This window comes from Larkinella soli (assembly GCF_003703975.1).
GTDB classification, from domain to species: domain Bacteria; phylum Bacteroidota; class Bacteroidia; order Cytophagales; family Spirosomataceae; genus Larkinella; species Larkinella soli.
The window spans coordinates 137,978-163,535 of sequence record NZ_QTJY01000013.1 but is presented as its reverse complement, the minus strand read 5'-3'; the positions used below and the strand labels follow the sequence as shown (position 1 = coordinate 163,535).

The following is a 25,558-nucleotide window of genomic DNA, read 5'->3' as shown; positions in this document are numbered from 1 at the left end:
GCAGCGGTTCGGGCTGCGGCCCTGCGAATGATTGGTTATTTATAGATTCTGATTGAACGATGCAGCTTGTCGAAGTCGGTACGAATCCGGCCTACAGGAAAGAATTCCTCCAGTTAGCGGTTCGCCTGTACCGTAACGATCCCTACTGGATCAGACCGCTGGACGAAGATATCGAGGAGGTGTTCGATCCCGAAAAAAATAAATTCTTTCTTCACGGCGAATGCATCCGCTGGCTGTTGCTCGACGAGGGCGGCAAGGCGGTGGGGCGGGTGGCGGCTTTCGTCAACTCGGAAACCACCCACCGGAACAACGATCAGCCTACGGGCGGAATGGGCTTCTTCGAATGCATCGACGACGAAAAGGCGGCATTCCTGCTTTTCGACCGCTGCCGCGAGTGGCTGACCAGCAAGGGCATGGAGGCCATGGACGGGCCGATCAACTTTGGCGAACGTGACCGCTGGTGGGGCCTGCTCGTCGACGGCTTCGACTGGGAACCGACCTACGGAATGCCTTACACCAAGCCCTATTACGTTCCCCTGTTTGAGAAATACGGCTTTCAGGATTATTTCCGGCAACTGACCTTTTACCTGCCCATGCGGGAAGACCGGGTCCGGGCGTTGATTCATCCCTCCGTGTTCGAACGCTCCCAGCGGACGTTGAACGATCCGACCTATGACTTTCGGCATGTGGAGATGGCTAAGCTGGAAAAATACACCGAAGACTTCCGGTACATCTTTAACAAAGCCTGGGCGCGTCACCTGAGCGTTCCGGAAATGTCGCAGCAGCAGGTCCGGATGCTGATGCTGCGGATGAAGCCGATCATGGACGAAGAACTGATGTGGTTCGGTTACCACCGCGAGGAGCCGATTTCCTTCTTCATCATGCTGCCCGAACTAAATCAGATCTTTAAGCACGTCAACGGAAAGCTGAATCTGATCGGAAAGATTAAGTTCCTGTATCACAAGCTGATGAAGACCAACAAAAAGGCTTTCGGCGTCATTTTCGGCATCATTCCCGAATACCAGGGGCGGGGCATCGAATCGGCGATTGCGCTGGCATTTACCCGCGTGGCCTGGCGACCGAACTATCAGTACGAGGACCTGGAACTGAACTGGGTCGGGGACTTTAATCCGAAGATGATCCGTTTTGCCAAAATGCTGGGCGGCACGGTTCGGAAAGAGCATGTTACCTACCGGTATCTGTTCGACCGGACCAAAGAGTTCAAACGCCACCCGGCCATCTGAAACGGAGCCGCATCAGAGGCCCCAAAACATTTTTATCATTCAATTACACTTAATTCACGAAGCTCGGTATGAGTCTGTTAACCGTCGGTTCAGTGGCTTTCGATGCGCTGGAAACCCCATTCGGAAAAACCGATAAGATCATCGGAGGAGCCGCCACGTACATTACCCTGTCGGCCTCCTACTTTACGAAAGAAAACAACCTGGTGGCCGTGGTCGGTGACGACTTTCCCCGGGAAATGATCGATATTCTGAAAGACCATGGCGTCAATACCGACGGGCTGGAGGTCCGCCGGGGAGGAAAAACGTTTTTCTGGTCGGGGAAGTACCACAACGACATGAACACGCGGGATACCGTCGAGGTGCAGCTCAATGTCATGGCCGACTTCGACCCCGTCGTTCCGCCGGCCTACCACCAGTCGGAGTTTCTGATGCTGGGCAATACCGCCCCTTCCATTCAGAAGACGGTCATCGAACGGTTGCCCCGGCGGCCGAAGCTGATCATGCTCGATACCATGAACTTCTGGATGGATTCGGCCTGGGACGACCTGCTGGAGGTACTGAAACGGGTCGACGTCATTACGATCAACGACGAGGAGGCCCGCCAGCTTTCCGGTGAATACGCCCTGGTGAAAGCCGCTGCCAAAATCCAGACGATGGGCCCGAAAACCGTCATCATCAAAAAGGGAGAACATGGCGCCCTGCTGTTTCATGCGGACAGCATCTTTTTCGCTCCGGCCCTGCCGCTGGAAGAAGTCTTCGATCCGACCGGTGCCGGCGATACGTTCGCGGGCGGGTTCATCGGCTACCTGGCCAGCACCGGCGACGTCTCGTTCAACAACATGAAGCGCGGCATCATCTACGGATCGGCCATGGCGTCGTTCTGCGTCGAAAAATTCGGGGCCGAACGGCTGTTCAACCTGACGACGGAAGAAATCAACGACCGGGTACTTAAATTCGTGCAGCTTTCGGCGTTCGAGTTGCAGTAAAGGCGGTGGAGGGCTGAAAAATTCATTTCCCTCCAACCACGACTTCAATCAGCGAGCCGTCCGTCAGATACCGGTTCGCCATCTCCTGCACATGGTCGGCCGTGACGGCCCGGATGCGTTCGATGTAGGAGCTGATGAAATCCGTGGAGACACCGTCGAAAAGAATGCTTTTGTAACGATCCGCAATTTCAAAAGGTGTATTGAGCGACCCGACATACGAACCCGCCATGTAGTTTTTCACCGTTTGCAGCTCCCCGGCCGGGACCGGCTGATCGCGCAGAAGCCGGATTTCCTTCCAGGTTTCGTCGAGGGTCAGTTGCGTAAATTCCCGTTTCACGTCCGTGCCGATGATCAGGTAGCCCGCCCGTGGGAACGTCGAAACATTCGACCAGATCCCGTAAGTGAGGCCCTTTTCCTCCCGGATGTTCTTCATGAGCCGCGAGCCGAAATATCCGCCCAGCACCTCATTCAGCACCAGCATGGGGAAGTAATCCGGGTGCGTCCGGGTGAACAGCTGCCGCCCGAGCCGGATCGACGACTGGAGACTGTCTTTTTTATCGACCAGCACCGGCTCCGTTTCGCTGAGCGGCTGAACGGCCGTTCCGTCCGATGACAGGGGAATCTCCACCGGCTGATGCCCGAAATACCGTTCGACCAGGGCCAGTTCGACTTCCGTCACATGACCGGCCAGCACGATCCGGAACGGCCGGTTCCGGATCCGATGGTCATACAGCGTTTCAATGGTTTCCCGGTGGATAGCTTCCAGCGTTTCCGGTTTCTGGCTATGGCTGTAAGGGTGGCTTTTTCCGAAAACCTTTTCCCGAATCAGTTGCCCGGCCACATAGTTGTTCTTTTCGAGGTTGACCCGGAGGTTCTGGAGCGTGATGTTTTTCTGATTGTTCAGTTCTTTTTCCGGAATGATCGAATCGGTCAGCATCTCCTGCACCAGCGGCAGGATGGCGCCCAGATGTTTCGCCAGGCTGTAGATGGTCAGGCTGGCCCGATCCGTGCCGCTGTGCTGTTCCAGAAAAGCGCCGTAGCGGTCGAGGTATTCGCTGATTTCCGCCGATGAGCGTGCGCGGGTCCCTTCGGCCAGCATCTTGAGGGTCAGGTTCGATACGCCCGGCAGCGGTTCATACCAGGCGCCGGCATCGAATATGATTTCAAGCCGGATGACGGGCTGCTGCCCGGCGTTGATCCAGTACAGGGGCTGGCCGTTGGGCAGGGTCAGTGACGAGATGGCCGGCACCCGGACTTCTTCTACCTTTTTAAATTCCGGAGCAATCGAGCGGTTAAGCGTTTCCATAGGTTGGCAGGGGAGTATATGCACAAAAACAAATGGCACTTCCGAAGAAATGCCATTTGCCGTTAACAAACCAAATTTAATTATTCAAGATTCTCGTTTTCCTCGACATCTTCGGCCGACCGTGATTTTTTATCCAGGTCGATGATCAGCGAAATCCGGAAGGTCTGCGCCAGCGGGCTGCCCTGGGTGACCGGAATCAGGTAGGAGAAGTCGATCCCGTATTTCTGCTGAAGACGAATGCCGAGCCCCGTCGTGAAGAATTTCCGGTCCCCTTTCACCCGGGGTTCGTGGTAGTAACCGAAGCGGGCGGCAAACTGCTCGTTATACCAGTATTCGATACCGGTCGAAATGTTGATTTCCTTCACTTCTTCCGAGAAACCGTCCGGGGCATCGGCAAAGGAGCCGAATATTGAGCCCAGCGTTCCCCGGTTCGGGTTTTTGCCTTTCAGAATCAGCGGGTTGCCGTTTTGGTCATATTGCACCTGGCCGCCGACGGTTTTGTATACCGGCGGGGTCGGAACCATCAGCTTGTTCAGGTCGAACAGGAAATTGAAGCTGTTGTATTTGTCGGTAAAGAGCGTCAGGTTGGTTCCGAGCTTCAGGTTGGTCGGAATCGGTGAACGTTCGCTGGTTCCGTAGGAAACTTTTCCGCCGATGTTGGAGATGATCCCCCCGAAGGCCCATTTCAGCCCTTTGCCGGTAATTTCGTCGCGGACTTCGTTCTGGTAGAAGGCACTGATGTCGACCGAAGCCGTCGAAGCCGGTTTCAGGGACTGGCCGTTGACGGCGTAATTGCCCGAAAGGTTCGAGTTTATATACCGCAGGTTGACGCCCATCGAAAAGTTCTGAAACAGACGGCGGGAATAGGAAGCCGTTACGGCATATTCCTTCGAGTTGAAAGAGCCGGCCGGCTGGCCCAGAATCGTCGTAAAATCGATGGTACCCATATCGAAATACAGGAGGGAAAGGCCGAGGACGTCGTTCTTGCTTACCTTCTTGTATCCGGATAAAAACGTGAAATACATATCGTCTACACCGATGCTCCGCAGCCAGGGCGTGTACGACAGCGCAACGCCCTGATCTTTCTGAGCAAACACCAGCTTGGACGGGTTCCAGAAAACGGCATTTGCATCAGGACTCAGCGCCACACCGGCTTCCCCCAGTCCGGCACTCCGGGCATCCGGAGAAAAGTTCAGAAACGGCAGGGCCGTCTGCGGAATCCGGTAGGCGGCAGTATCCTGCCCCATCAGCACCGGATTCACCTGACCTTTGGCAAAGGGGGAAAGAAACAGTGTAAGGCAACCAAGTAAACAAAGAGACGATAAGGTACGTGTCATAATGAGGTCAATTAACTCCCGAATTGGTGCGTTCACCGGTTAACCGCAAAGAGAACGCCAAATTTAAGTTGTTTAAGTAAGAATATAAAAGCTACCCTTTGAATAAATTTTATAACTACCTTAGATAGAGCAATTTGCCCGAATTGGTTACACTTGAGCCGTCCGTCCGGGAATGTAACAAAAGCCGGTAGACGTAAAGCCCCCGGTCAACCGGGGCCCCGCTCGTCATGCTTCCGTTCCAGCCAAATTCCGGCAGGGTTTCGTCACAGCCCGCACATTCGATCGTCTGTTGGGAAACCGTCCGGCCACTGAGGTCGGCGACCGTCAGCGTCAGCGTCAGATCATCACCGGGGCGGTTATGCCGTACCCGGAACGTTGCTTTTTCCTGAAATGGATTGGGTGCTACCTGTACCGTCTGAATAGACAGGGACGGTTGTCCGGAAACTACAAAATTCAACGCAGCAGTAGTAGGATTATTGTAGGTATCCCAGGCTTTTACGTTTACGGTATACGAACCGGGCGGCAACTTCGGCCAGGTATAGCGAACCGTTCCCCGGCGATGGTCATCGCGTTCAGGAACAAAGAAATCATTCAAGGGTATTGGTGAATTATCGTTGAGTATCAGGGTCAATTCATGACCAATGCTGTTACTCGCAATATTGATGCCATTCTCATCGCTCAGCCGGGCAATCAGGGTAACGCCCGGCCCGGAAACCGTTCCGCCGTCCGTAAAGGTCGTATCGTTGATGAAAAGCCGGATGTCGGGTCCCCTGCCGTCGGCCACCGGGTTCGGGGCGCTGCCGCCGATTTGCAGGCTGTCGTAACTGCCGGCCGCTTCCAGTAAACTATCCGACCGGAGGGCGTAGGCGAACAGCTTTCCGCTGCCCGTCCGGTAGTCGATGTCTTTCGGCAGGACGAACGCCAGGGAAAACCGCCCGTTCCGGACGCTGGCCTGTCCGGTATACAGCGGACTGCGGTATTCGGTGTAGGCCATCGGCGGACTAAATTCGGTTCCGCGCGTATTCACGGTGTCCGTCTTGTCGAACAGTGTGATCTTCACTTGTCCGGTAAAGCCGTCCAGGCGCTGTCCTTTCTGTTGAATTTCGCCTTCCAGCCGGACGGTTTCGAGCGCCTTCAGCGTATCCCGGCCGGCGGCTTTTCCATTGATGCGGGTCAGCACGACTTTTGCTTCCGGGTAGGCCAACTGCATCGAGGGATCCCCCAGCAGCGTGAAATTTCGGTTCAGGCTGCCGCTGAGACTCCCGTTTTTCGTCAGACGCATCAGGTCGCCCAGGCGGGGGGCGCCGTCGGCCGTGGTTCCGGCCAGCGCGTCGTAGAAGGCCCGGTTCAGCAGGTAGTTCGTGCTGGCGTACACCGGGCGGGCCGTCGTCAGCAGGGCGATACTGCCTCCGCGGGCGTTCAGCAGGGCCAGCTCCGCCCCCGAGGTCTGCGCGGGATCGTCGTAGCGCCCGAACTGGCAGGTAGCCGTCACGAGCAGCGGCAACGGGCGGTTGGACCAGGCCAGAATATCCTGAAGCGTCACCACCTGCTCCTCAGCCCACCCCGACTCTCCGCCGTGGCCCGTATAATTCACGATCAGCCGCCCGTCGTTCAGGGCTTTCCGGATGGCCTCGTTGACGGCCGGCGCTTTCTGACCGGCCGGGCCGGACTCCTGCGGGAAGCGGTCGAGATACAGTTTTTCAATCCGGAAAGCCGGTCGGGAAGCCGCCAGCTGCCGGGCCAGTTTGTCGGCATCGGTCTGGTGAATATTCGGAAAATCACGATCGCCGTCGTCGGCCACGAAGGTGATGCGGGTCCGCCAGTCACCGGGGAGCCGGCCGGTTTCAGCATACCGGATCAGCTTGTCGACCAGCGCCCGGGCCTCCACCGCTGTGTTGACCGGCAGCCGGCCCACGCCGAGATCCAGCGTATGATCGCCGGAAAAATCCTCCGCCCACTCGCCCTCTTTCGCTTCCATAAAGCCGAAATAGTCGTCCGAGCTGAAGCTCAGGACCGGGTGCAGGGATTCCCGACTTTCGTAGGTTGGAATCAAAGCCGCCTGCTGGCCCTGCGTCAGCAGCTTCATGGCATTCCTGTAGTCGTAGCTCGCATCGCCAAAAAGCAGCAGGTAGTTGAGCTGGCCGGAACTCTGCCGGTAATAATACCGCGCCAGATCCCGGATGGCCGTCGGGTCGGGCTGACCGGAGGCAAATTCATTGTAAACTTCCCTCGAGCTGACCACCAGTACTTCCAACCCGTCTTTCTTTCGGCGAAGATCAGCCAGGCGCTGGGCCTGATCCCGCCAGGCATCCGGCGTTACGATCAGCAGGTTCGGAGCAGGCTGCGCCCGCAGGTTCTGGTTTACGATTTTTAGGACGGATTCCGGCTCATAGGCCTGCTGGGGGGAAAAGATCAGGTATTCGCGGTAGCTTCCGCCCTGTGCCGCCACGGTGCCTTCCTGGCCGGCGTTGAGGGTAACGGGCAGGCCGACCGGTTGCCGGCGGTCGGTAATGTCCCAGACCTGCATCGCTGCGTCGGCTTGCCGGATGGTATATCGAACCGCGGGAAGCCGCAGGGCGGCCAGCGACCGGAAAACCGTCTGGTCTTCATACCGCCGGAGGTCCCGCCGGGTCTGAACGGCGATGGATCGGAGGTAACCCTGTCCGGTTCGGTCATAGCTGAGCGTCAGGCGGGCCGGGTTCTCGACCGGGGCGGTGGTGAGCGTAAAGGTTTGCAGGCTCCGGCGGCCTTTGCGGTCGTAGATATAATCACTGACGCTTTCAATCTCCTGCGTACCGACGGTCTGCGTTCCCCATTTCAGCTGAAACCGCCCGGCGGTGGTAGACCGGCCCACCACGTCGGAGGTAACCAGCGCCGGCGTGTTCGGAACGATACCCGGCAGACTGAACGAGAGCACTTTGTCGATGCCGGCACCGAGATATTCCAGCCAGTCACGGCCGGATTTGACCAGGTTGGTGAGGTCTTTGCCCGCCTGATAGAACGCATAGTCGTCGAACGTAGTCAGGACCGGTGCCGCCGGGGCCGTGAAGGTACTCGTGGCGATCCGCTTTCCGGTTTTCAGCCCGATGTTCAGAAAGTAGAAGGTCGTGTCGGAATAAGGGTTGGTTTCGTGCGTCAGCCGCCCGGCCGTCGAGTCATACCGGATGGCGTGCGGACTTTCGGCCAGGAAGTACACGACATCGCCGGTGTCGAACCGGCCGTCGGTTTCACCGGTCACCCAGACGGCGTTTTCGGCCAGGTCCTGGGGCCGGGGCCGGTCGTTGGCCTGAGGAAGCGGAGTACCCCCGTTCCCGAACATCCGGATGGTTCGCGGATCGACGCCCGAAAGAGCGATGCCGTTTCGGGCGAAAAAAGCCGCATCGAGTTTGTAGACCCCGGTTCGGGTCACCCCAATTTTGAACCAGGTCCCTTCGGCAAGGACGGAGGACGGCCGCTGCGCTTTTCCACTCAGGAACCCGCTCAGGCTGATGAGGACCATCAGCAGCCGCCGACTGTTTTTACGTATTCTCCACCCAAACATGTGCCCAAATCGAAACTTTCAATCCACTACTCTTCTCCGTACAAACGACGCGGGTCCGGCGTTTCATGCCCCGGACATAGTCTTTTTGCAGAAAGCGAAAGGTCTCACCCTCCGGCACTTCGATCAGCAGTTTCTGGCCGGTCGGGCGGGCGTCCAGCTGCCGCAGCGCGTGGGTCAGGGCCGAATGCGCTCCGGTCGAGGCAGCGGGGTTGGTCAGGTAATCCCGGAGGGGTTCCAGCACGGAAGCCGGAAAGACCCCTTCGTGCAGAATCGGCTGCATCACCTCCCGGAAGGTTCTCTGCCAGAGGCTGCCGTGCGGAGCGCCCCGCCGGCGGTACTGCCGGAAGACGATCAGGTGAGCCACTTCGTGCAGATAGGTAATCAGGAAGGCACTGGGATTCAGATTGTCATTGACGGTGATGGTAAACCCTTTTCCGGGTTCGGCCCGGAAGTCGCCCAGTTTGGTCCGTCGCGGACGGGTGACCCGGAAGGCAAACGGGTACTTCTTCCAGAGATCGGTACAGTACGCTACGGCGGCTTCCGGGATATGTTTTTCAAGAATGCGGTAACTGTCCATTCGGCAGGCGGGCCAACAAAAAAGCCCTATCGTAAAGATAGAGCTTTTCCGTCAGGACTTTATCAGTCGCCTGATTACTTCGTCGAGTCAGCCGTAGCCGCTGCGCTGTCGGCCGGAGCGGCCGTGGCGCTGTCGGTAGCTGCGCTGTCGGACGACAACACGGCCGTGCTATCGGTCGTCGTGGTCGTTTCTTCCGTTTTCGGTTTGCTCTGGCAGGCTGCGAAGGTCAGCATGCTGCCTACGAACAGGAGTGCGAATACTTTTTTCATTGCTTCGGGGCGTTTAAGGTTTGGGGAGCAAAATTACAATTTTCTCAAAAAATCCAATAATACCGCCCTGATTATTAATCAAATATGGCTTCAGGTTGGTAAAATTCAATTTGTGGTTGAAATTATTCTGTATCGCGGTTATTTCGGGAGCGCAGCCGGTCATACATTCCCGTGCTCCGGAAGGTCAGCAGTTTATGTCCGAAGTAGTTGGCGAGGAAACTGAAACCCATGCCGACGACGTGGGAGCTTTTTTCACGCCAGAACAATTTGGTGGAAGGGAAGAGGGGGTTGGCTACCCAGTCCAGCGTCGCCACGGCTACATACACCTGAACGACCCAGGCGACGATGGCGATGATCAGAAATTTGACGGCCTCCCGATAAGTATTTCCGGTCCCCCGGGCTGAAAACGCGTAATTTTTCGTAGGCAGAAAACTGACGACGGTCGCCGTCAGATAGCCCAGCAGGACGCTGGTATCGAAATTGAAATATTTGCGATAGAATATCTGAGACAGGAAGTTGACGGACGCGCCCAGGAGTGCGGTCAGAAAAAACGAAAAGAAGCTTTTGGAATCTTTTGTTTTTAGCCGGTTTCTGCTGTTTACACTGATCACGTTGGTGCAGAAAATTCTTTTGATTGTCCAAAAGTAAAGAACTGTTTTCTCTGCACCTTATTTCGCAGATGTTTATGAGCCAACGGTTCCAACCAGTTACATAATATTCTGAAAAAGACCGGGTACGATGCCCAGAATAATGGTCAGGGCCGTAGCGGCAATCAGGATGAACTGGTAGAAAGGCGCTACCCGGATCCGGCCGGCCTGGCCCTCCCGGAAATACATCGCGATGACGACTCTGAAATAATAATAAATACCGACGGCCGACATCAGCACCGCCAGGATCAGAATCCAGACCATGCCCCGGTCCACGGCGGCCGAAAACAGCATGAACTTGCCCCAGAAACCGGCCGTCAGCGGAATACCGGCCAGCGACAGCATCGAAACCGCCAGGACGAAGGCCAGCAGCGGATTGTTCCGCGACAGGCCGTTGAAGGCGCTGTAGCTCTCGTCGGGGCGGCCGTCGGTCGTGTGTTGTTTCGCCACCAGCAGCAGGATACCGAAGGCGGAGATCGTGGCCAGTGAATAGGCCAGCGAGTAGAACACAAGGGCGGAACGGGACTGCTGGCCCAAAGCCGCCAGACCGATCAGCAGGTAGCCGGCATGGGATATACTCGAATAGGCCATCATGCGTTTAAAACTGTTCTGATAGACGGCCGTCAGGTTGCCGGCCAGGAGCGTCAGGGCGGTAATGGCCGCCAGAATGACCCACCAGAAGCCGTAGATGGCGCTGAACGAAACGGACAGCAGCTGAAGCAGGGCCGCAAAACCGGCGGTTTTGACGACGGTCGACATGAAAGCCGTAAACAGGGTCGGGGCGCCTTCGTAGACGTCGGGCGTCCAGAAGTGGAAAGGAGCCGCCGAAACCTTGAACAGCATCCCGATCAGCACCAGCAGCTCGCCCATGTAGAGCAGGAGGGACGGCCGACCGTGCGACAGCAGAATATAGCTTTTGATGTCCGTCAGGGTAAACGAGCCGACGGCTCCGTAGAGCAGCGCCATCCCGAACAGCATGAAGCCGGTGGCGAACGAACCCATCAGAAAGTATTTGAGCGCGGCTTCGTTTGAGCGGAGGTTCCGCTTGTCACTGCCCGTCAGGATATACATCGAAACGGAAAGAATCTCGACGCCGACGAACAGCATGATCAGGTTTTCGTACCCGATCATCATCATGGCGCCGACGATGGAGAAAAGCAGAATGGCGTAATATTCGGCGGGCTGGGCCATTTCATCTTCCAGAAAATCGCCGGAGAGAGCCACCACCATGAAGGCGGAGATCAGAACGATGGTCGAAAAGAGGATGGCCAGATTGTTGATCAGCAGCATGTCGCCGAAGTAGAGATACGACTTATTCCACTCCAGAAAACCGGCTCCCAGCGCAATCAGAATAAAAAGCAACGCGGCCGGCAGCAGAACCGCCCGGGTCTTCAGGAAACCCAGAAACAGCAGCACGATTCCGAAGACGGACAGGAGTATAATGGGAAGCATATTCGTTCAGTATAGGCTCAGGTCAGCGTTATTTTACAAACTGCAGCAGATTGGCTACAGCGGGTTCGGTCAGTTTCAGAAATGAGTTAGGCACCATGCCGATCCAGAACACCATGATGCACAGCGGAATGAAAACCCAGCTCTCGCTTCCGGATACGTCATTGAAGCCTTCGGTCAGGGGGGTGGTTTTGCCGAACATCGTCTTCTGGAAGAGCCGCAGCATATAAACGGCTCCGAAGATGATGGTCAGCCCGGCAACGGCACCCAGAATGTTGTTGTACTCGAAAACGCCCGACAGCAGCAGAAACTCCCCGACGAAGCCGTTGGTCAGCGGCAGGGCGACGCTGCCGAGCAGCAAAATCATGAAATAAACGGTCAGCTTCGGGGTGTAGCGGGTAATCCCGCCCATCTGGTCGATCAGCCGGGTGCTGGTCCGGGAAGCGATGATGTCGGCCACGAAGAACATCCCGACCACGTTGATGCCGTGGGCGAGCATCTGCACCAGCGCCCCCTGCACCCCGTTGAGGCTCAGCGTGAACACCCCGGCGGCCATCAGACCGACGTGCGAGAAGGACGAATAGGCGATCAGCCGCTTCATGTCGCGCTGGCGGATGGCGATAATGGCCCCGTAGACGATGCCGATGACGGACAGCACCAGCGCCGTCATGCCCCAGGTCTGAACACCTTCCGGAACGATCGGCAGCATCAGACGGATGACGCCGTAGACCCCCATCTTCAGCATGATGCCGGCCAGCAGCATCGTGGCCGGCGTCGGCGATTCGACGTAGGTATCGGGCTGCCACGTATGGAACGGGAACACCGGCATCTTGATGGCGAAAGCGATGAAAAACGCCCAGAAGATCCAGCTCTGTTCGGTGGGGCTGAGGTTCAGGTTGTACAGCGCGGTGATGGCCGACGAATGCAGGCCGGCGGGCGTGCCGGTTTTGAAATACAGATAGACGAGCGCCACCAGCATGAAAAGGCTCCCGAAGATCGTATACACGAAAAACTTGAACGTGACCGGAATCCGGTTTTCTCCGCCCCAGAGCGCGGCCAGGAAATACACCGGAAGCAGGGCGGCTTCGAAATACAGATAGAACAGGAAGGCGTCGCGGGCGGTGAAAACACCCAGCAGGGCGGCTTCCATGAAAAGAATCAGGGCATAGAAGACCGACGGCCGGTCGTAGGTATGCCGGAAGGCCGACAGGATGATCAGGGGAGTCAGCAGCGCCGTCAGGACCACCAGCAGCAGGCTGACGCCGTCGATACCGGCCGTAAAGCGGATCGTTCCCTGCGCCAGCCACGGATAGTCGAAGCCGAATTGCGAATTGGCGTCCGGAACGAAGCTGAAGAAGGCATAACCGGCCAGACCGAGTTCGATCAGGGCGGCAATGAAAGCAATCTGTTTGGCCTGTTGCCCCCGAACGGCCAGCACCAGCAGTGCCGCCAGAACCGGGAAAAGCAGAATGATAAGTGTAAGCATCTATCCGTGTTTATCAGAATCGAACAAAGAACCGCAGACACAGGATGGCGGCAATACTGACCACCATCGCGAAGACATAGAATCCGATCGACCCGGTTTGCAGTCTGCGCAGCTGACCCGACGCCTGTTGCACCAGCCAGCCGGTACCGGTTACGATCCCGTCGATGATGAATTCGCCGAAACTGTAGAACGTATCGCCCAGCCCGCGCACGGGTTTCACGATGATGGTTTCGTACAGCTCGTCGACGTAGTATTTGTTGTAGAGGACTTTCTGGACCACCGGCCGCTCGACGGTATCGGCTTCGGGCAGGCTGACGCGCTGAACGTACATGACGTAGGCGGCAATGGCCGACACGATGGCAACGGCCGTCGAAATGCCCATCAGCATATATTCTTCACTATGGGTCAGCAGGGTTTCGCCGAAGGCGCTCGGACGCACCCGGCGGGACAAATTGAAGATCGGATTCAGGAACTCGGCCAGCCGGGCTTCACCGCCCAGGGCCTCCGGAACGTTGAAGAAACCGCCGATGATCGACAGGACGGCCAGCACTACCAGCGGCACGGTCATCGTGGCCGGCGATTCGTGCAGGTGTTCGCGGGTGTGTTCGCTGCCCCGGAACCGGCCGAAGAACGTCAGGAACAGCAACCGGAACATGTAGAACGAGGTCATGGCCGAGCCGATAACGCCCAGTACCCACAGCAGTTTGTTGTGCTGGTAAGCGTGCATCAGAATTTCGTCTTTCGAGAAGAAACCGGCGAACGGCGGAATCCCGGCAATGGCAATGGTCGCAATCAGAAAGGTCCAGTAGGTGATCGGGAGGTATTTGCGCAGACCGCCCATTTTCCGGATGTCCTGCTCGTCGGCCACGGCGTGGATGACGCTCCCGGCACCGAGGAACAGCAGGGCCTTGAAGAAGGCGTGGGTCATGACGTGGAACATCCCCGCCGTATAGCCCATGACGCTCAGCCCGAGGAACATATAGCCGAGCTGACTCACTGTCGAGTAGGCCAGTACTTTCTTGATGTCGTTCTGGACCAGACCGATCGAAGCCGCCAGCAGGGCCGTCGCGATGGCGATGCCGCCGATGATTTCGAGCGTAACCGGCGACAGCGTATACAGGACGTTCGACCGAACGACCATATAAATTCCGGCTGTCACCATCGTGGCCGCGTGAATCAGGGCCGAAACCGGCGTCGGGCCGGCCATGGCGTCGGGCAGCCAGGTGTACAGCGGAATCTGGGCCGATTTCCCCATGGCCCCCACGAACAGCAGCATCGTGATGGCCACCACGGTGGCGTCGCCGATCGGGAAGCCGGCGGCCTGCTCGAACACTTCCGTATACTCGACCGACCCGAAGGCGCCCATGATCATGAAAATACCCAGCAGAAAGCCGAGGTCGCCGATGCGGTTCATGACGAAGGCTTTGCGGGCCGCGTTGTTATAGCTGGTGTTTTTGTTCCAGAAACCGATCAGGAGGTAGGAGCAGAGCCCGACGCCCTCCCAGCCGATGAACATGATCACGTAGTTGGAGCCCATGACCAGCAGCAGCATGAAAAAGAGGAACAGGTTCAGGAAAGCCATGAACTTGCCGTACCCCTCGTCGTGCTTCATGTAGCCGATGGAATAGATATGGATCAGCGACCCGACGCCCGTCACGATCAGCAGCATGATCAGTGAGAGCTGGTCGATCTGAAAGGCGAACGGGATGTTGAGGTGCCCGACCGTAATCCAGTCGAACAGCGGAACCTTGATGGTCTGGCCCCCGAAACCGGTAAAAAGAAGTAAGGAACAGGCGAAAGAAACCAGCGGTCCGAGCGTTCCGAGTATCCCGACGAGTCCTTTCGGCACGTGGCGGAACCCCATTCCGTTGATAATGAATCCGATAAGAGGTAACAGCGGAATCAGTATTGCCAACAAATCCGTCTGCATAGGTTTTTACATTTGGGATGAGCTAAGAGTTCGTATTTCGTGGATGCCGAAACTCACCACTCATCGCGCATTCTTCCAGTTAGTTTTAGGTTTACCATTTCAGTTTATTCAGCAACCCGACATCGATGGAGCGGGTATTCCGGTAAATCATCACGATGATGGCCAGCCCGACGGCGACCTCGGCTGCGGCTACGGCCATGATGAAAAAGACGAAGACCTGACCGGTCGGATCGGACCGGTACGAAGAGAACGCGATCAGCAGCAGATTGACGGAGTTGAGCATCAGCTCAATCGACATGAAGATGATGATCGCGTTCCGCCGGGTCAGAACGCCGATGATGCCGATGACGAACAGCGCCGTGCTGATGATGAGATAATATTTCAGGTCAATCAGCTGAATGACCTCCGGGATTTGAATGGGTGCTTGGGTTGGCTGCATACCACTCCGTTGTTCTTGTGCTAAGCGTTACGGTCAGATTCTGTTAATCCGGGCCGGAAATGACCCGGCAAAGTTACGGATTATTCCCGCTTACTCAAACGGTTTGGAAATTTGTCGGATGCCGGGGTTGTCATGCGTACGGGTGGTTCGGGACCGGCCGCACCGCCACCGGCCTCAGCGCCGGTTGAACATCCTTAATTTTATTTCAGTCAGCTTCCGCTTGGTGTCGAGTGGAAATTCGCTTTTCAGAACCCAGTCGTAGAAGGACGGCTCTTTCTGAAGCACATCCACGACCAGCACGCCCTTGTGCTTGCCGAAGTTGATTACCTCCTTGCCTTCCTTATTGTAAACCATGTGCCCGCGCAGGTCGACGTTGTTGTTCTGCATCAGCTTGTTCAGAATCTCGATGTCGTTGCCGATGGCTACCTCGTTGCCGCGTTCATCCATAGCCACCACACCGTCGTACCGGACCAGCATGGATTCCAGCACTTCGAAGGTCGCCAGCGTGTCGGCTTCGGCGCTGTGGGCATTGACCAGTTCCTTGCCGCAGTAAAACTTGTAGGCGGCTTTCAGCGTCCGCGGCTCCATCAGGTGGAAAAGCCGCTGCACGTCGATCAGACGGCGGTTTTTGAGGTCGAAGTCGATGTTGGCCCGTAGAAACTCCTCCACCAGCAGGGGAATGTCGAACCGGTTGCAGTTGTAGCCGGCCAGGTCGCAGCCGTCCAGAAACTGGGCCAGCGAGCGGGCGATGGTTTTGAACGTCGGCTGGTCGCGGATGTCCTCGTCGTAGATGCCGTGGATCAGGCTCGTTTCAACCGGAATCGGGATCGTCGGGTTGACGCGCTGGGTTTTGATCTGCACCTCTCCATTCGGAAGCGCTTTGGCGATGCTGATTTCGACGACCCGGTCTTTCATCGGCTCGATGCCGGTGGTTTCCAGGTCAAAGAATGCCAGTGGTTTCTTCAGGATAAGAGAATGCGTCATAACGGTGGCCATACAGTTCGATATGGCCACAAAAATAAGCAGTCTCCGTATACTGCCTTCTCAAAGCGGATGAATTAATTCGGACGGAATCCCTCCCTCCGCTTTGAGAAGCAGTGAAGTAGCCTCAGACAGGCTGGGATTCCCAGGAGAATGACCGCTCGACGGCTTTCTGCCAGCCCTGGTACAGGCGGTTTTGCACGTCTTCGTTCATGGCCGGTTCGAACGTCCGGTCGATGCCCCAGTTCCGGCGCAGATCGTCGAAACTGCTCCAGGACCCGACGGCCAGACCGGCCGCGTAGGCGGCTCCGAGGGCGGTGGTTTCCGTAATTTTGGGCCGAATGACCGGAACGCCTAGCATATCGGCCTGAAACTGCATCAACAGTTCATTGACCGTCATACCGCCGTCGACGCGCAGGGAGCTGAGCTGCATTTCGGCATCCTGCTCCATGGCCCTGACCACGTCGAGGGTCTGGTAGGCGGTGGCTTCCAGCACGGCCCGGGCCAGGTGGCCCTTATTGACGAAGCGGGTCAGGCCCGCAATGACCCCGCGCGCGTCGGCTTTCCAGTAGGGAGCATACAGGCCCGAGAAGGCCGGCACGAAGTAGGCCCCGCCGTTGTCGGGAACGGTTCGGGCCAGCGTATCGACCTCCGCACTGCTGGAGATCAGCCCGAGGTTGTCGCGGAGCCACTGCACGAGGGCGCCGGTGATGGCTACGCTGCCCTCCAGCGCGTAATGCGCCGGTTCTTTTCCGAAGCGATAGGCCACCGTCGTCAGCAGCCCATAGTTCGACGGGCGGAGTTCGGTGCCGGTATTCATCAGCAGAAAGCAGCCGGTGCCGTAGGTGTTCTTGGCCTGGCCCGGTTCGAAGCAGGTCTGTCCGACGAGGGCGGCCTGCTGGTCGCCCAGAATTCCGGCGATGGGAATACCCGGCAGCACCTCGGAAGTGACCGTCCCGTAGACCTCGCTGCTGGAGCGGATCTGGGGCAGCATGGCGTGCGGAATGTCGAAGGCTTCGAGCAGTTCGGGGTCCCAGTCGAGGGTCTGAAGGTTCATCAGCTGGGTACGGCTGGCGTTGGTAACGTCGGTGATGTGCAGGCCGTTGTAGTGCCCGCCGGTCAGCTGCCAGATCAGATACGTGTCCATCGTTCCGAACAGCGCCTGCCCACGTTCGGCGTCCTCCCGGACGCCCGGCACATTGTCCAGGATCCATTTGATTTTCAGGCTGCTGAAATAGGTAGCCAGCGGCAGGCCCGTGGCCGCCCGGAATCGATCCTGGCCGCCGTTCCGGGCAAACCGGGAAACCAGATCCCCGGTCCGGGTGTCCTGCCAGACAAGAGCGTTGTAATAAGGCTTGCCGGTTTTCCGGTTCCAGACGACGGTGGTTTCGCGTTGGTTGGTGATGCCGACGGCGGCAATATCGCTGCCCTGAAGCTTGCCGTTGATGCGGGCCAGGGCAATGACCTCCAGCGTGTTGCGCCAGATTTCTTCCGGGTCGTGTTCCACCCAGCCGGGTTGCGGATAAATCTGCGCGTGTTCTTTCTGTCCGACGGAAATGATGGTTCCCTGCCGATCGAAGACAATGCAGCGCGTGCTGGTCGTGCCCTGATCGATGGCGGCTATATAAGGGGGCATAGAAAGGGATAAGGGTTGGGTGATTTCCTCTAAAAACGCCCGTAATATAGGAATTTATCGTGGCTAAGCAGGATTGCGGCAAGCGCATCGGCCCACGCGGCCGGGGATTCAGGAATAGGGGGAGGGAGAATCAGTTGCGGGTAAAGTACTGTACGAGCATAATTGCCACAGTCGTAAAGACGGTGCTGGCCCCGATTTTAGCCAACGTCGGCAGCAGCAGCAGAATGTTGTTGGCTTCGATAAAAAAGAGGGCGAAGTGGTGGATCAGGGCCAGCAGGAAGACATAGTAGAGAAAATTCCGGGTTCCCATCTCATGAATCGAGAAGATGATCCGGCTCTCGAAGCCTCGCTGGGCGGCCTGGAGCCGCACCACGACGGGCCGAATGTAGGCCATCAGTACGGTGGCGGCCGCGTGCATTCCCAGGGTATTGTAGAACATGTCCACGACGATCCCGACACTGAAGGCGATCAGCAGCGTGAAGGTCAGGCTCAGTTCGTAGGGCAGCAGCAAGATGGAACCGATATAAATGAAACAGAACGCTACGTCGAACAGCACCAGATTGCGGACAATCAGGACCTGCAGTGCCAGATACAGCACGAACAGAAAGATGATGTTCAGTATTTCGCGAAGCGTCATTTTATCTCAGGCGGAAAGCGAATAAGCCGGACGGCGCCGGGCATTACTTTCTTTCCGGTTCGGTGGTCTTTTCCAATAGTTCCTGCTCGGTCTGGAGCTTGTTCTCGACGATATACACGAAGGACAGCGTGTTGAAATCCGTGGCCAGATCGAGCGTAATATCATGGAAGGTCTGGTCCGGCGCCATGCGGACCCGCAGCACCCGGCCGACCATGATCCCCGGCGGGAAAATGGAGTTGTATTCGGACGTCACGACCGAATCCCTCCGGTACATCTTCGTATTCCGCGAGATGTAAAGCATTTTCATCTGATCGGGGTGAACGCCGTCCCACTTGGCGGGACCGATTTCGCCCCCTTTCATCAGCCGCGACGACACCATGAATTCCGAATGCAGGATGGACGTCACGACCGAAAAATGCTCCGAGCAGGTTTTCACCTTCCCGACGACGCCGGTCGGCGAAATAACGCCCATGCCGGGCCGGATGCCGTCGGCCGTCCCTTTGTCGAGGGTCAGGTAGTTATTGGCATACTGGGTGGTGTTGTTGATCACCCGTGCCACCATGAACTTAAACCGGGTGGCAAAAATCGAATCCGTTTTATAACTGGTCGGACCCTGCGGTTTGAGTTGCTGCAGCTGCGTCACGATCGTATTCAGACGCTGGTTTTCCTGCGCCAGATCCGCGTTGACCTGCCGGAGCCGGGCGTATTCGCGGGCGGCATTCGACCACGACAGCAGCCGGGCCGCGTAATAGTTCGACGTATTGAAGAACCGTACGCTCCAGTAATTGCTGTTATTGATGATAAAATAAAAGCTCAGCACCTCCAGCAGAACGAACAGGATGAAGTTCCGGCTGCGTGCGATAAACTGGAATAACTCAAACATGCGGAGAGCCGTGCTTACGAGTTAAAGAGCGAAGGGGTATAAGAGGTAAGGAGTTGAGGGGGCAGGGGTTGAGAAGTCTGGTTCTGCAACGCGATAACTCCTCAACTCCCAAACCCTCACATTCTTTAACTCCCCGGATTCCCAACCCTAACACTTTAATACTCAACTGATCAGGACGGACTTGTACATGTCGAGGTTCTTGATGACCTCGCCGGTGCCTTTCACCACGGCTTTCAGCGGATCGTCGGCCACGTGGATCGGCAGCTTGGTCTTGGCGGCCAGCCGTTTGTCCAGTCCGTGCAGCAGGGCGCCCCCGCCGGTCAGGTGAATCCCGTTGGTGTAAATATCGGCCGACAGCTCCGGAGGAGAAATCTCCAGGGCCTTCATGACGGCTTCCTCGATCTTGGAGATCGATTTGTCGAGTGCGTAGGCGATCTCGCTGTAGGTGACTTTAATTTCTTTCGGAATCCCGGTCATCAGGTCGCGGCCGCGGATTTCGTAGTCAGCCGGCGGGGTGTCCAATTCGGGCAGGGCGGAACCGACTTCCATTTTGATCTGCTCGGCCGAACGCTCCCCGATCAGCAGGTTGTGTTCCCGGCGCATGTAGTCGACGATGTCGCGGGTGAACACGTCGCCGGCGATCCGGATCGACTGTTCACAAACGATCCCCGACAGGGCGATAACGGCAATTTCGGTGGTTCCTCCCCCGATGTCGACGATCATCGTACCGTTCGGCTGCGTAATGTCGATGCCGATGCCGATGGCGGCCGCAATCGGTTCGTGTACCATGTAGACCTCCTTGGCTCCGGCGTGTTCGGCGGAATCCTTGACGGCCCGTTTCTCCACTTCCGTAATGCCCGACGGAATACAGATCACCATGCGGTGGGAGGGGGAAAACAGCCGGTTGCCCGTATCGATCATTTTGATCAGCCCGCGAATCATCAGCTCGGCGGCCGTAAAATCGGCAATGACGCCGTCTTTCAGCGGGCGAATCGTTTTGATATTCTCGTTGGTCTTTTCGTGCATCTGCATTGCCTTATGACCAATCGCCAGGACTTTTCCGTTGATTTTGTCCATCGCGATGATCGAAGGCTCATCCACCACAATCCGGTCCTTATGAATTATCAGAGTATTCGCGGTTCCCAGGTCTATCGCAATATCGCTGGAAAGAAAATTAAATAGTGCCATTGGTTAGATTCCTACGAGCGCGCTGGAGTAGTTGGTTCTAAAGAGGTGCAAAAATATAGATAATTCGAGATAACTTACGCTATCCGTTTTCGTTTTTGATACTTTTTTTAGATGCTAATACGTCCATAAATCAGCAGGTTATAAGGCTTCCAAGGCAGCATAAACCGAGCGTCCGGGAAAGAACCGCTTGGGGAACGGCCCGAAAGAGATTTGGCGTAAAACTCTTACCTTTGTCCGACTATGGGAATCCGAGCACTTTTGAGCAAACCTCTGGCTCAATATGTCATACAGCGTCAGCGGGAGTGGATGCACCGTCCGGCTGAAACCCAGCAGCGGTGGTTCCGGAAGCTGATCGACGGCGCAGCGAATACCGCCTTCGGCCGTGACCACCGATTCCGGGACGTCAACTCCTACCACGAGTTCCGGCAGGCCGTTCCCATCGCCGACTACGAAGACCTTAAACCGTACATCGAGCGGATTCTGGACGGCGAACCCGACGTCCTCTGGCCCGGAAAGCCGGTCTATTTCGCGAAGACCTCCGGAACGACCTCCGGGACGAAATACATCCCCATCACCCGCGATTCGATTCCCAACCACATCAATTCCGCCCGCGACGCGCTGCTGAACTACATCCACGAAACCGGCAACTCGGCTTTTCTGGACAAAAAGCTCATCTTTCTGTCGGGAAGCCCGGAACTCGTGGAGAAGAACGGCATCAACATCGGGCGGCTCTCGGGCATCTCGAACCACCACGTTCCGGCCTACCTGCGGACGAACCAGCTGCCGTCCTACCAGACCAACACCATCGAAGACTGGGAAACCAAGCTGGAGAAGATCATCGACGAAACGCTGCACCAGCCCATGTCGCTGATTTCGGGCATTCCGCCCTGGGTACAGATGTATTTCGACCGGATTCAGGCCCGCACCGGCAAGAAGATCAAAGACGTTTTTCCGGACTTCTCCGTATTCGTCTACGGGGGCGTCAACTTCGAACCCTACCGGGCAAAGCTCTATGAATCCATCGGCCGGAAAGTCGACAGCATCGAGACGTACCCGGCTTCCGAGGGTTTCATCGCTTTCCAGGATACGCAGACCGAGGAAGGGCTGCTGATGATGCTTAACAGCGGTATTTTCTTCGAGTTCATCCCGGCCGAGGACTATTTCTCGAAAAATCCCCGCCGGCTGACCATCGACCAGGTCGAACTGGGTAAAAACTACGCGGTGGTGATCAACAACAACGCCGGCCTGTGGGGCTACTCGATCGGCGATACGGTCAGGTTCGTCTCCCGCGACCCCTACCGGCTGCTGGTCACCGGCCGCATCAAGCACTTCATTTCGGCCTTCGGGGAACACGTCATCGGTGAGGAGGTCGAGAAAGCCCTCCAGTTTGCCATGGAACGGCATCCGGAAGTGGAGGTGGTCGAGTTTACGGTGGCCCCGATGGTGGCGCCCGCCGAAGGGCTGCCCTACCACGAGTGGCTGGTCGAATTTGCCGCCCCGCCGAATGATCGCGACGCTTTTGCCCGGGACATCGACAATCGGCTGGCCGAACTGAACGTTTACTATGAGGATCTGATCACGGGCAGCATCCTCCGGACGCTGAAGCTGACGGCCCTGCCGCGCGACACGTTCCGAAACTATATGAAGTCCCAAGGCAAGCTGGGCGGCCAGAACAAAGTCCCCCGCCTGTCGAACGACCGGGTAATTGCCGACGGCTTACTGCAAACGACGCAAACCGTATAGCCGCCGGCCCGGTTTACTCAAAGATGTTTTCGATTACCGATTGAATGACTAACCCAAAACGCCATATCGCCATCCTCGGCTCCACCGGTTCCATCGGGACCCAGGCCATCGAGGTCGTGCAGGCTCATCCGGACGTATTTGAAGTCGAGGTGCTGGCCGCCAATAACAATGCCGACCTGCTGATCGAGCAGGCGGCCCGGGTGCGGCCCAATGTGGTGGTGATCTGCAACGAAGACCGCTACGACCAGGTGTTCTCCGCCCTCGACCCCCTCGGCATCAAGGTCTACGCCGGGATCAAGGCCATTGGCTCCGTGGTCCAGATGGACACCATCGACATCGTGCTGACGGCCATGGTCGGCTATGCGGGCCTGCTGCCCACCATGAAGGCCATCGAAGCCGGAAAGCACATCGCCCTGGCCAACAAGGAAACGCTCGTGGTGGCCGGTGAGCTGATCACGGCGATGGCCCGGGAGAAAGGCGTCAGCATCCTTCCCGTCGATTCCGAACACTCGGCCATTTTTCAGTGTCTGGTCGGGGAGTTTCATAATCCCATCGAAAAAATTATCCTGACGGCGTCGGGCGGTCCCTTCAGAGGTAAATCGCGGGAGTTTCTCAAAACCGTCACGAAGGAGCAGGCGCTGAAACATCCTAACTGGACCATGGGCGCCAAGATCACCATCGACTCGGCCACGCTCATGAACAAGGGGCTGGAAGTGATCGAGGCCAAATGGCTGTTCGGGCTGGAACCGTCGCAGATCGAGGTCGTCGTGCATCCGCAGAGCATCATCCATTCGATGGTGCAGTTCCGCGACGGCAGCATCAAGGCCCAGATGGGCCTGCCCGACATGCGGCTTCCGATCCAGTTCGCGCTGGGGTATCCCAACCGCCTGTCCTCCGATTTTCCACGGTTCAGCTTTCTGAATTATCCGGCGCTCACATTCGAGCCGCCCGATCCCGGAACTTTTCGTAATTTGCAACTTGCCTTCGATGCGCTGGAGCGGGGCGGCAACGTGCCCTGCATCGTCAATGCCGCCAACGAAGTAGCCGTCGACGCCTTTCTGCAGGACGGCATCGGTTTTCTGGAAATTTCGGAGGTGATCGAGGAGTGCATGCAGAAGGTGGCTTTCGTCGCCCGCCCGACGTACGAAACCTACGTCCGGACCGACGAGGAAACCCGGCGCATCGCTGCGGCCCGAATTAAAAGTCTGGTTTAATTGTTTTCGAAATAACGCCTGCTCAGAAATAAACCATCGCGGTCTTTGAAACCAAAACAGACTGGAGCGGTCATTATCAAATCATTGTAATCTAAAGTTTCGGAATGGAAATAGCAGTAATGGCGGGACAACTCATTCTGGGGTTGTCGATCTTGGTGGGGTTGCACGAGCTGGGGCACTTGCTGGCCGCCAAAATGTTTGGAATGCGGGTTGAGCAGTATTTTATCGGCTTTCCGCCGAAAATCTGGAGCATTCGCCGGGGCGAAACCGAGTACGGTCTGGGGGCTATCCCGCTGGGCGGTTTCGTCAAGATTTCCGGGATGATCGACGAATCGCTCGACACCAGACAGATGCAGAGCGAACCTAAACCCTGGGAGTTTCGCTCCAAACCGGCGTGGCAGCGGCTCATCGTCATGCTCGGCGGGATTATCATCAATATCATCACCGGAATCATCATTTTCATCGCTCTTACCTATAAGAACGGTGAAACCTATCTTTCCGCGCAGGACGCCCGCTACGGGATCGTCGCCTATGATCTGGCGCAGCAGATCGGTTTGAAAACCGGTGATAAAATCGTCAAAATCAACGGAAAGGAGTTTCGGGATTTTAACGACATCCGCAGTTCCGAGGTATTTCTGGGTACCAACAGTTCCTATACCGTCGAACGAAACGGACAACTGATCGACATCGAGATTCCGAATGACTTCATCGATAAACTGTCCGATAAGAAAAGCGCCGGTCAGTTTATCGAGCCGATCCAGCCGTTCCGGGTGGGCGAACTGGCCCCCGGTATGCCCGCCGAAAAGTCGGGTTTGCAGAAAGGCGACATCATCACGGCCGTCAACGGCCGGCCGACCCCTTTCTATCACGAGTTTCAGGCCGCCATCCGGGCCAATACCAACAAGCCGGTAACGCTGACGGTCCGGCGCGGCAACCAGCCTGTCACCATCCGCACCTCGGTGACGGACAAAGGCCAGATCGGCATCGGCGTCGAATCCCTCCTGAGGCAGACCCATGTCGAGTATACCTTCGGTGAAGCGGTCGCGAAGGGAACCGAGCGGGCGTTCGGCGTGGTGTACGATAACATCAAGGGTTTCGGTAAGATCTTCCGGGGCGACGTTTCGGCCTCCAAAGCCCTGAGCGGCCCTATCGGCATCGCCCAGAACCTGTTCGGCGGTGTCTGGCTGTGGGATCGCTTCTGGTTCGTGACCGGGCTGCTGTCGATGGCTCTGGCTTTCATGAACGCCCTTCCGATTCCGGCCCTCGACGGCGGCCACTCGACGCTCCTGCTGTACGAAATCGTGTCCGGCCGCAAACCCTCCGACCGTTTTCTGGAGGCTGCCCAGCGGGTGGGTATGGTCATTCTGTTGGGCCTGATGGCGTTTGCGATCTTCAATGATGTTTTCAAAGCGGTTTTTTAAGCCGGTATTTTCAGGGATTGGCGGGAGTTGCCTTCTGGGGCTGCTCGTGCTGACGGCCGGCCGGCCGCTGCATCCGGTGCATACCAGCATCACGCAGATGCAGTTCAATACGGCTCAAAAGACGTTTGAAGTCAGCATCCGGGTCTTTACCGACGACCTCGAAGAGGCTTTGACCAAAGAGAACAACGGCCAGCGTGTACGACTGGCCGACAAGGATAAAAACGATCCGCTGGTGGAGCGGTACCTCCGCAAGCACTTCGCCCTCAGCAACGCGCGCCGCCAGCGGAAGCCGTATCAGTATCTGGGGAAGGAACAGGAGGTGGACGCTACCTGGATCTACGTCGAAATTCCCTACCCGGAGCCGGTGGAAGGCAGCCAGATCCAGCAATCGGTCCTGACGGATTTCTTTGACGATCAGGTGAATCTGGTCAACGTGACATACGGGCCGCAGAAGAAAACTGTTCTGTTCCGGAAGGGGGCAACTTTGCAGGAATTAAGCTGGTAAAGGCCGCAAACTTATTGATTCTCCGGGAGTTTTGGAATTAATCTCCTTTTTTGTTACTTGTGTCAATATAGCCGATGCCGGAATTAAATGAATGGCACACCACTTTTGGCACATCCCTTGCGTTATTCATAAACCTTCG

The 25,558-nt window shown here is 56.9% G+C and carries 21 protein-coding genes; 6 read left to right on the top strand and 15 right to left on the bottom strand.

Features of this window, described 5'->3' with window-relative positions:
* Positions 1–59: 59 nt before the first annotated feature.
* Both DX909_RS21365 and DX909_RS21360 read left to right on the top strand, forming a co-directional pair.
* Positions 60–1,244 (top strand): hypothetical protein, encoded by a 1,185-nt coding sequence (locus DX909_RS21365; RefSeq protein ID WP_128547254.1) that lies wholly within the window; start codon positions 60–62, stop codon positions 1,242–1,244.
* A gap of 68 nt (positions 1,245–1,312) precedes the next feature.
* Positions 1,313–2,230, top strand: coding sequence for a PfkB family carbohydrate kinase (locus tag DX909_RS21360; RefSeq protein ID WP_128547253.1), 918 nt, complete (start codon positions 1,313–1,315; stop codon positions 2,228–2,230).
* Positions 2,231–2,252: 22 nt separating this feature from the next.
* Here DX909_RS21360 and DX909_RS21355 read toward each other — a convergent pair whose 3' ends face one another.
* The 15 genes from DX909_RS21355 to DX909_RS21285 all read right to left on the bottom strand — a co-directional run bounded on the left by DX909_RS21355 (position 2,253) and on the right by DX909_RS21285 (position 20,536).
* The gene (locus DX909_RS21355) at positions 2,253–3,536 is read right to left on the bottom strand and encodes a M16 family metallopeptidase (RefSeq protein WP_128547252.1); all 1,284 of its coding nucleotides are present in this window, start codon (positions 3,534–3,536) and stop codon (positions 2,253–2,255) included.
* 80 nt (positions 3,537–3,616) lie between these two features.
* Entirely contained in the window at positions 3,617–4,873 is a 1,257-nt protein-coding gene (gene porV / locus DX909_RS21350; protein WP_128547251.1) for a type IX secretion system outer membrane channel protein PorV, read from the bottom strand.
* Between the two features lie 115 nt (positions 4,874–4,988).
* Positions 4,989–8,372, bottom strand: coding sequence for a type IX secretion system sortase PorU (gene porU / locus DX909_RS21345; RefSeq protein WP_128547250.1), 3,384 nt, complete (start codon positions 8,370–8,372; stop codon positions 4,989–4,991).
* 19 nt (positions 8,373–8,391) lie between these two features.
* Entirely contained in the window at positions 8,392–8,991 is a 600-nt protein-coding gene (locus DX909_RS21340; RefSeq protein WP_128547249.1) for a SprT family zinc-dependent metalloprotease, read from the bottom strand.
* Between the two features lie 74 nt (positions 8,992–9,065).
* Positions 9,066–9,260: a hypothetical protein gene (locus DX909_RS21335; protein WP_128547248.1), complete on the bottom strand. Its 195-nt coding sequence runs from the start codon at positions 9,258–9,260 to the stop codon at positions 9,066–9,068.
* A gap of 122 nt (positions 9,261–9,382) precedes the next feature.
* Positions 9,383–9,871, bottom strand: coding sequence for a GtrA family protein (locus DX909_RS21330; RefSeq protein WP_229311135.1), 489 nt, complete (start codon positions 9,869–9,871; stop codon positions 9,383–9,385).
* Positions 9,872–9,967: 96 nt separating this feature from the next.
* Positions 9,968–11,359, bottom strand: coding sequence for an NADH-quinone oxidoreductase subunit N (locus DX909_RS21325; RefSeq protein WP_128547247.1), 1,392 nt, complete (start codon positions 11,357–11,359; stop codon positions 9,968–9,970).
* Positions 11,360–11,387: 28 nt separating this feature from the next.
* On the bottom strand, positions 11,388–12,842 hold the full coding sequence (locus DX909_RS21320) for a complex I subunit 4 family protein (RefSeq protein WP_128547246.1): 1,455 nt from the start codon (positions 12,840–12,842) through the stop codon (positions 11,388–11,390).
* Positions 12,843–12,855: 13 nt separating this feature from the next.
* Positions 12,856–14,772, bottom strand: a complete 1,917-nt coding sequence (gene nuoL, locus DX909_RS21315) for an NADH-quinone oxidoreductase subunit L (protein ID WP_128547245.1) — start codon at positions 14,770–14,772, stop codon at positions 12,856–12,858.
* A 91-nt stretch (positions 14,773–14,863) separates the two neighbouring features.
* The gene (gene nuoK, locus DX909_RS21310) at positions 14,864–15,211 is read right to left on the bottom strand and encodes an NADH-quinone oxidoreductase subunit NuoK (RefSeq protein ID WP_128547244.1); all 348 of its coding nucleotides are present in this window, start codon (positions 15,209–15,211) and stop codon (positions 14,864–14,866) included.
* A gap of 174 nt (positions 15,212–15,385) precedes the next feature.
* Positions 15,386–16,195: a 3'-5' exonuclease gene (locus DX909_RS21305; protein WP_128547243.1), complete on the bottom strand. Its 810-nt coding sequence runs from the start codon at positions 16,193–16,195 to the stop codon at positions 15,386–15,388.
* Between the two features lie 124 nt (positions 16,196–16,319).
* Complete coding sequence (gene glpK / locus DX909_RS21300) at positions 16,320–17,828, bottom strand: glycerol kinase GlpK (protein ID WP_128547242.1); 1,509 nt, start codon at positions 17,826–17,828, stop codon at positions 16,320–16,322.
* A gap of 130 nt (positions 17,829–17,958) precedes the next feature.
* The gene (locus tag DX909_RS21295; protein WP_128547241.1) at positions 17,959–18,465 is read right to left on the bottom strand and encodes a hypothetical protein; all 507 of its coding nucleotides are present in this window, start codon (positions 18,463–18,465) and stop codon (positions 17,959–17,961) included.
* Between the two features lie 43 nt (positions 18,466–18,508).
* Complete coding sequence (mreC, locus tag DX909_RS21290; protein WP_128547240.1) at positions 18,509–19,348, bottom strand: rod shape-determining protein MreC; 840 nt, start codon at positions 19,346–19,348, stop codon at positions 18,509–18,511.
* Between the two features lie 162 nt (positions 19,349–19,510).
* On the bottom strand, positions 19,511–20,536 hold the full coding sequence (locus tag DX909_RS21285; protein WP_128547239.1) for a rod shape-determining protein: 1,026 nt from the start codon (positions 20,534–20,536) through the stop codon (positions 19,511–19,513).
* A gap of 240 nt (positions 20,537–20,776) precedes the next feature.
* On the opposite strand from DX909_RS21285, the gene DX909_RS21280 reads away from it, so the two are divergent.
* The 4 genes from DX909_RS21280 to DX909_RS21265 all read left to right on the top strand — a co-directional run bounded on the left by DX909_RS21280 (position 20,777) and on the right by DX909_RS21265 (position 25,419).
* Complete coding sequence (locus tag DX909_RS21280; protein WP_128547238.1) at positions 20,777–22,279, top strand: GH3 auxin-responsive promoter family protein; 1,503 nt, start codon at positions 20,777–20,779, stop codon at positions 22,277–22,279.
* A 44-nt stretch (positions 22,280–22,323) separates the two neighbouring features.
* Positions 22,324–23,493, top strand: coding sequence for a 1-deoxy-D-xylulose-5-phosphate reductoisomerase (locus DX909_RS21275; protein ID WP_128547237.1), 1,170 nt, complete (start codon positions 22,324–22,326; stop codon positions 23,491–23,493).
* Positions 23,494–23,597: 104 nt separating this feature from the next.
* Positions 23,598–24,914, top strand: coding sequence for an RIP metalloprotease RseP (rseP, locus tag DX909_RS21270; protein ID WP_128547236.1), 1,317 nt, complete (start codon positions 23,598–23,600; stop codon positions 24,912–24,914).
* Positions 24,889–25,419: a DUF6702 family protein gene (locus DX909_RS21265; protein WP_229311134.1), complete on the top strand. Its 531-nt coding sequence runs from the start codon at positions 24,889–24,891 to the stop codon at positions 25,417–25,419. Before rseP ends, DX909_RS21265 begins: the two co-directional genes overlap by 26 nt.
* The last annotated feature ends 139 nt before the right edge of the window (positions 25,420–25,558 follow it).

Excerpts from the sequence above, each read along its gene's own strand:
- DX909_RS21365 (WP_128547254.1), top strand. The coding sequence starts at position 60 with ATGCAGCTTGTCGAAGTCGGTACGAATCCGGCCTACAGGAAAGAATTC.
- nuoL (WP_128547245.1), bottom strand. The coding sequence starts at position 14,772 with ATGCAGACGGATTTGTTGGCAATACTGATTCCGCTGTTACCTCTTATC.
- DX909_RS21275 (WP_128547237.1), top strand. The coding sequence starts at position 22,324 with ATGACTAACCCAAAACGCCATATCGCCATCCTCGGCTCCACCGGTTCC.
- rseP (WP_128547236.1), top strand. The coding sequence starts at position 23,598 with ATGGAAATAGCAGTAATGGCGGGACAACTCATTCTGGGGTTGTCGATC.
- nuoK (WP_128547244.1), bottom strand. The coding sequence starts at position 15,211 with ATGCAGCCAACCCAAGCACCCATTCAAATCCCGGAGGTCATTCAGCTG.
- DX909_RS21325 (WP_128547247.1), bottom strand. The coding sequence starts at position 11,359 with ATGCTTCCCATTATACTCCTGTCCGTCTTCGGAATCGTGCTGCTGTTT.
- DX909_RS21305 (WP_128547243.1), bottom strand. The coding sequence starts at position 16,195 with ATGACGCATTCTCTTATCCTGAAGAAACCACTGGCATTCTTTGACCTG.
- porV (WP_128547251.1), bottom strand. The coding sequence starts at position 4,873 with ATGACACGTACCTTATCGTCTCTTTGTTTACTTGGTTGCCTTACACTG.
- DX909_RS21265 (WP_229311134.1), top strand. The coding sequence starts at position 24,889 with ATGATGTTTTCAAAGCGGTTTTTTAAGCCGGTATTTTCAGGGATTGGC.
- porU (WP_128547250.1), bottom strand. The coding sequence starts at position 8,372 with ATGGTCCTCATCAGCCTGAGCGGGTTCCTGAGTGGAAAAGCGCAGCGG.
- DX909_RS21355 (WP_128547252.1), bottom strand. The coding sequence starts at position 3,536 with ATGGAAACGCTTAACCGCTCGATTGCTCCGGAATTTAAAAAGGTAGAA.
- mreC (WP_128547240.1), bottom strand. The coding sequence starts at position 19,348 with ATGTTTGAGTTATTCCAGTTTATCGCACGCAGCCGGAACTTCATCCTG.
- DX909_RS21360 (WP_128547253.1), top strand. The coding sequence starts at position 1,313 with ATGAGTCTGTTAACCGTCGGTTCAGTGGCTTTCGATGCGCTGGAAACC.
- DX909_RS21280 (WP_128547238.1), top strand. The coding sequence starts at position 20,777 with ATGGGAATCCGAGCACTTTTGAGCAAACCTCTGGCTCAATATGTCATA.
- DX909_RS21320 (WP_128547246.1), bottom strand. The coding sequence starts at position 12,842 with ATGCTTACACTTATCATTCTGCTTTTCCCGGTTCTGGCGGCACTGCTG.
- glpK (WP_128547242.1), bottom strand. The coding sequence starts at position 17,828 with ATGCCCCCTTATATAGCCGCCATCGATCAGGGCACGACCAGCACGCGC.
- DX909_RS21285 (WP_128547239.1), bottom strand. The coding sequence starts at position 20,536 with ATGGCACTATTTAATTTTCTTTCCAGCGATATTGCGATAGACCTGGGA.
- DX909_RS21340 (WP_128547249.1), bottom strand. The coding sequence starts at position 8,991 with ATGGACAGTTACCGCATTCTTGAAAAACATATCCCGGAAGCCGCCGTA.
- DX909_RS21295 (WP_128547241.1), bottom strand. The coding sequence starts at position 18,465 with ATGACGCTTCGCGAAATACTGAACATCATCTTTCTGTTCGTGCTGTAT.
- DX909_RS21335 (WP_128547248.1), bottom strand. The coding sequence starts at position 9,260 with ATGAAAAAAGTATTCGCACTCCTGTTCGTAGGCAGCATGCTGACCTTC.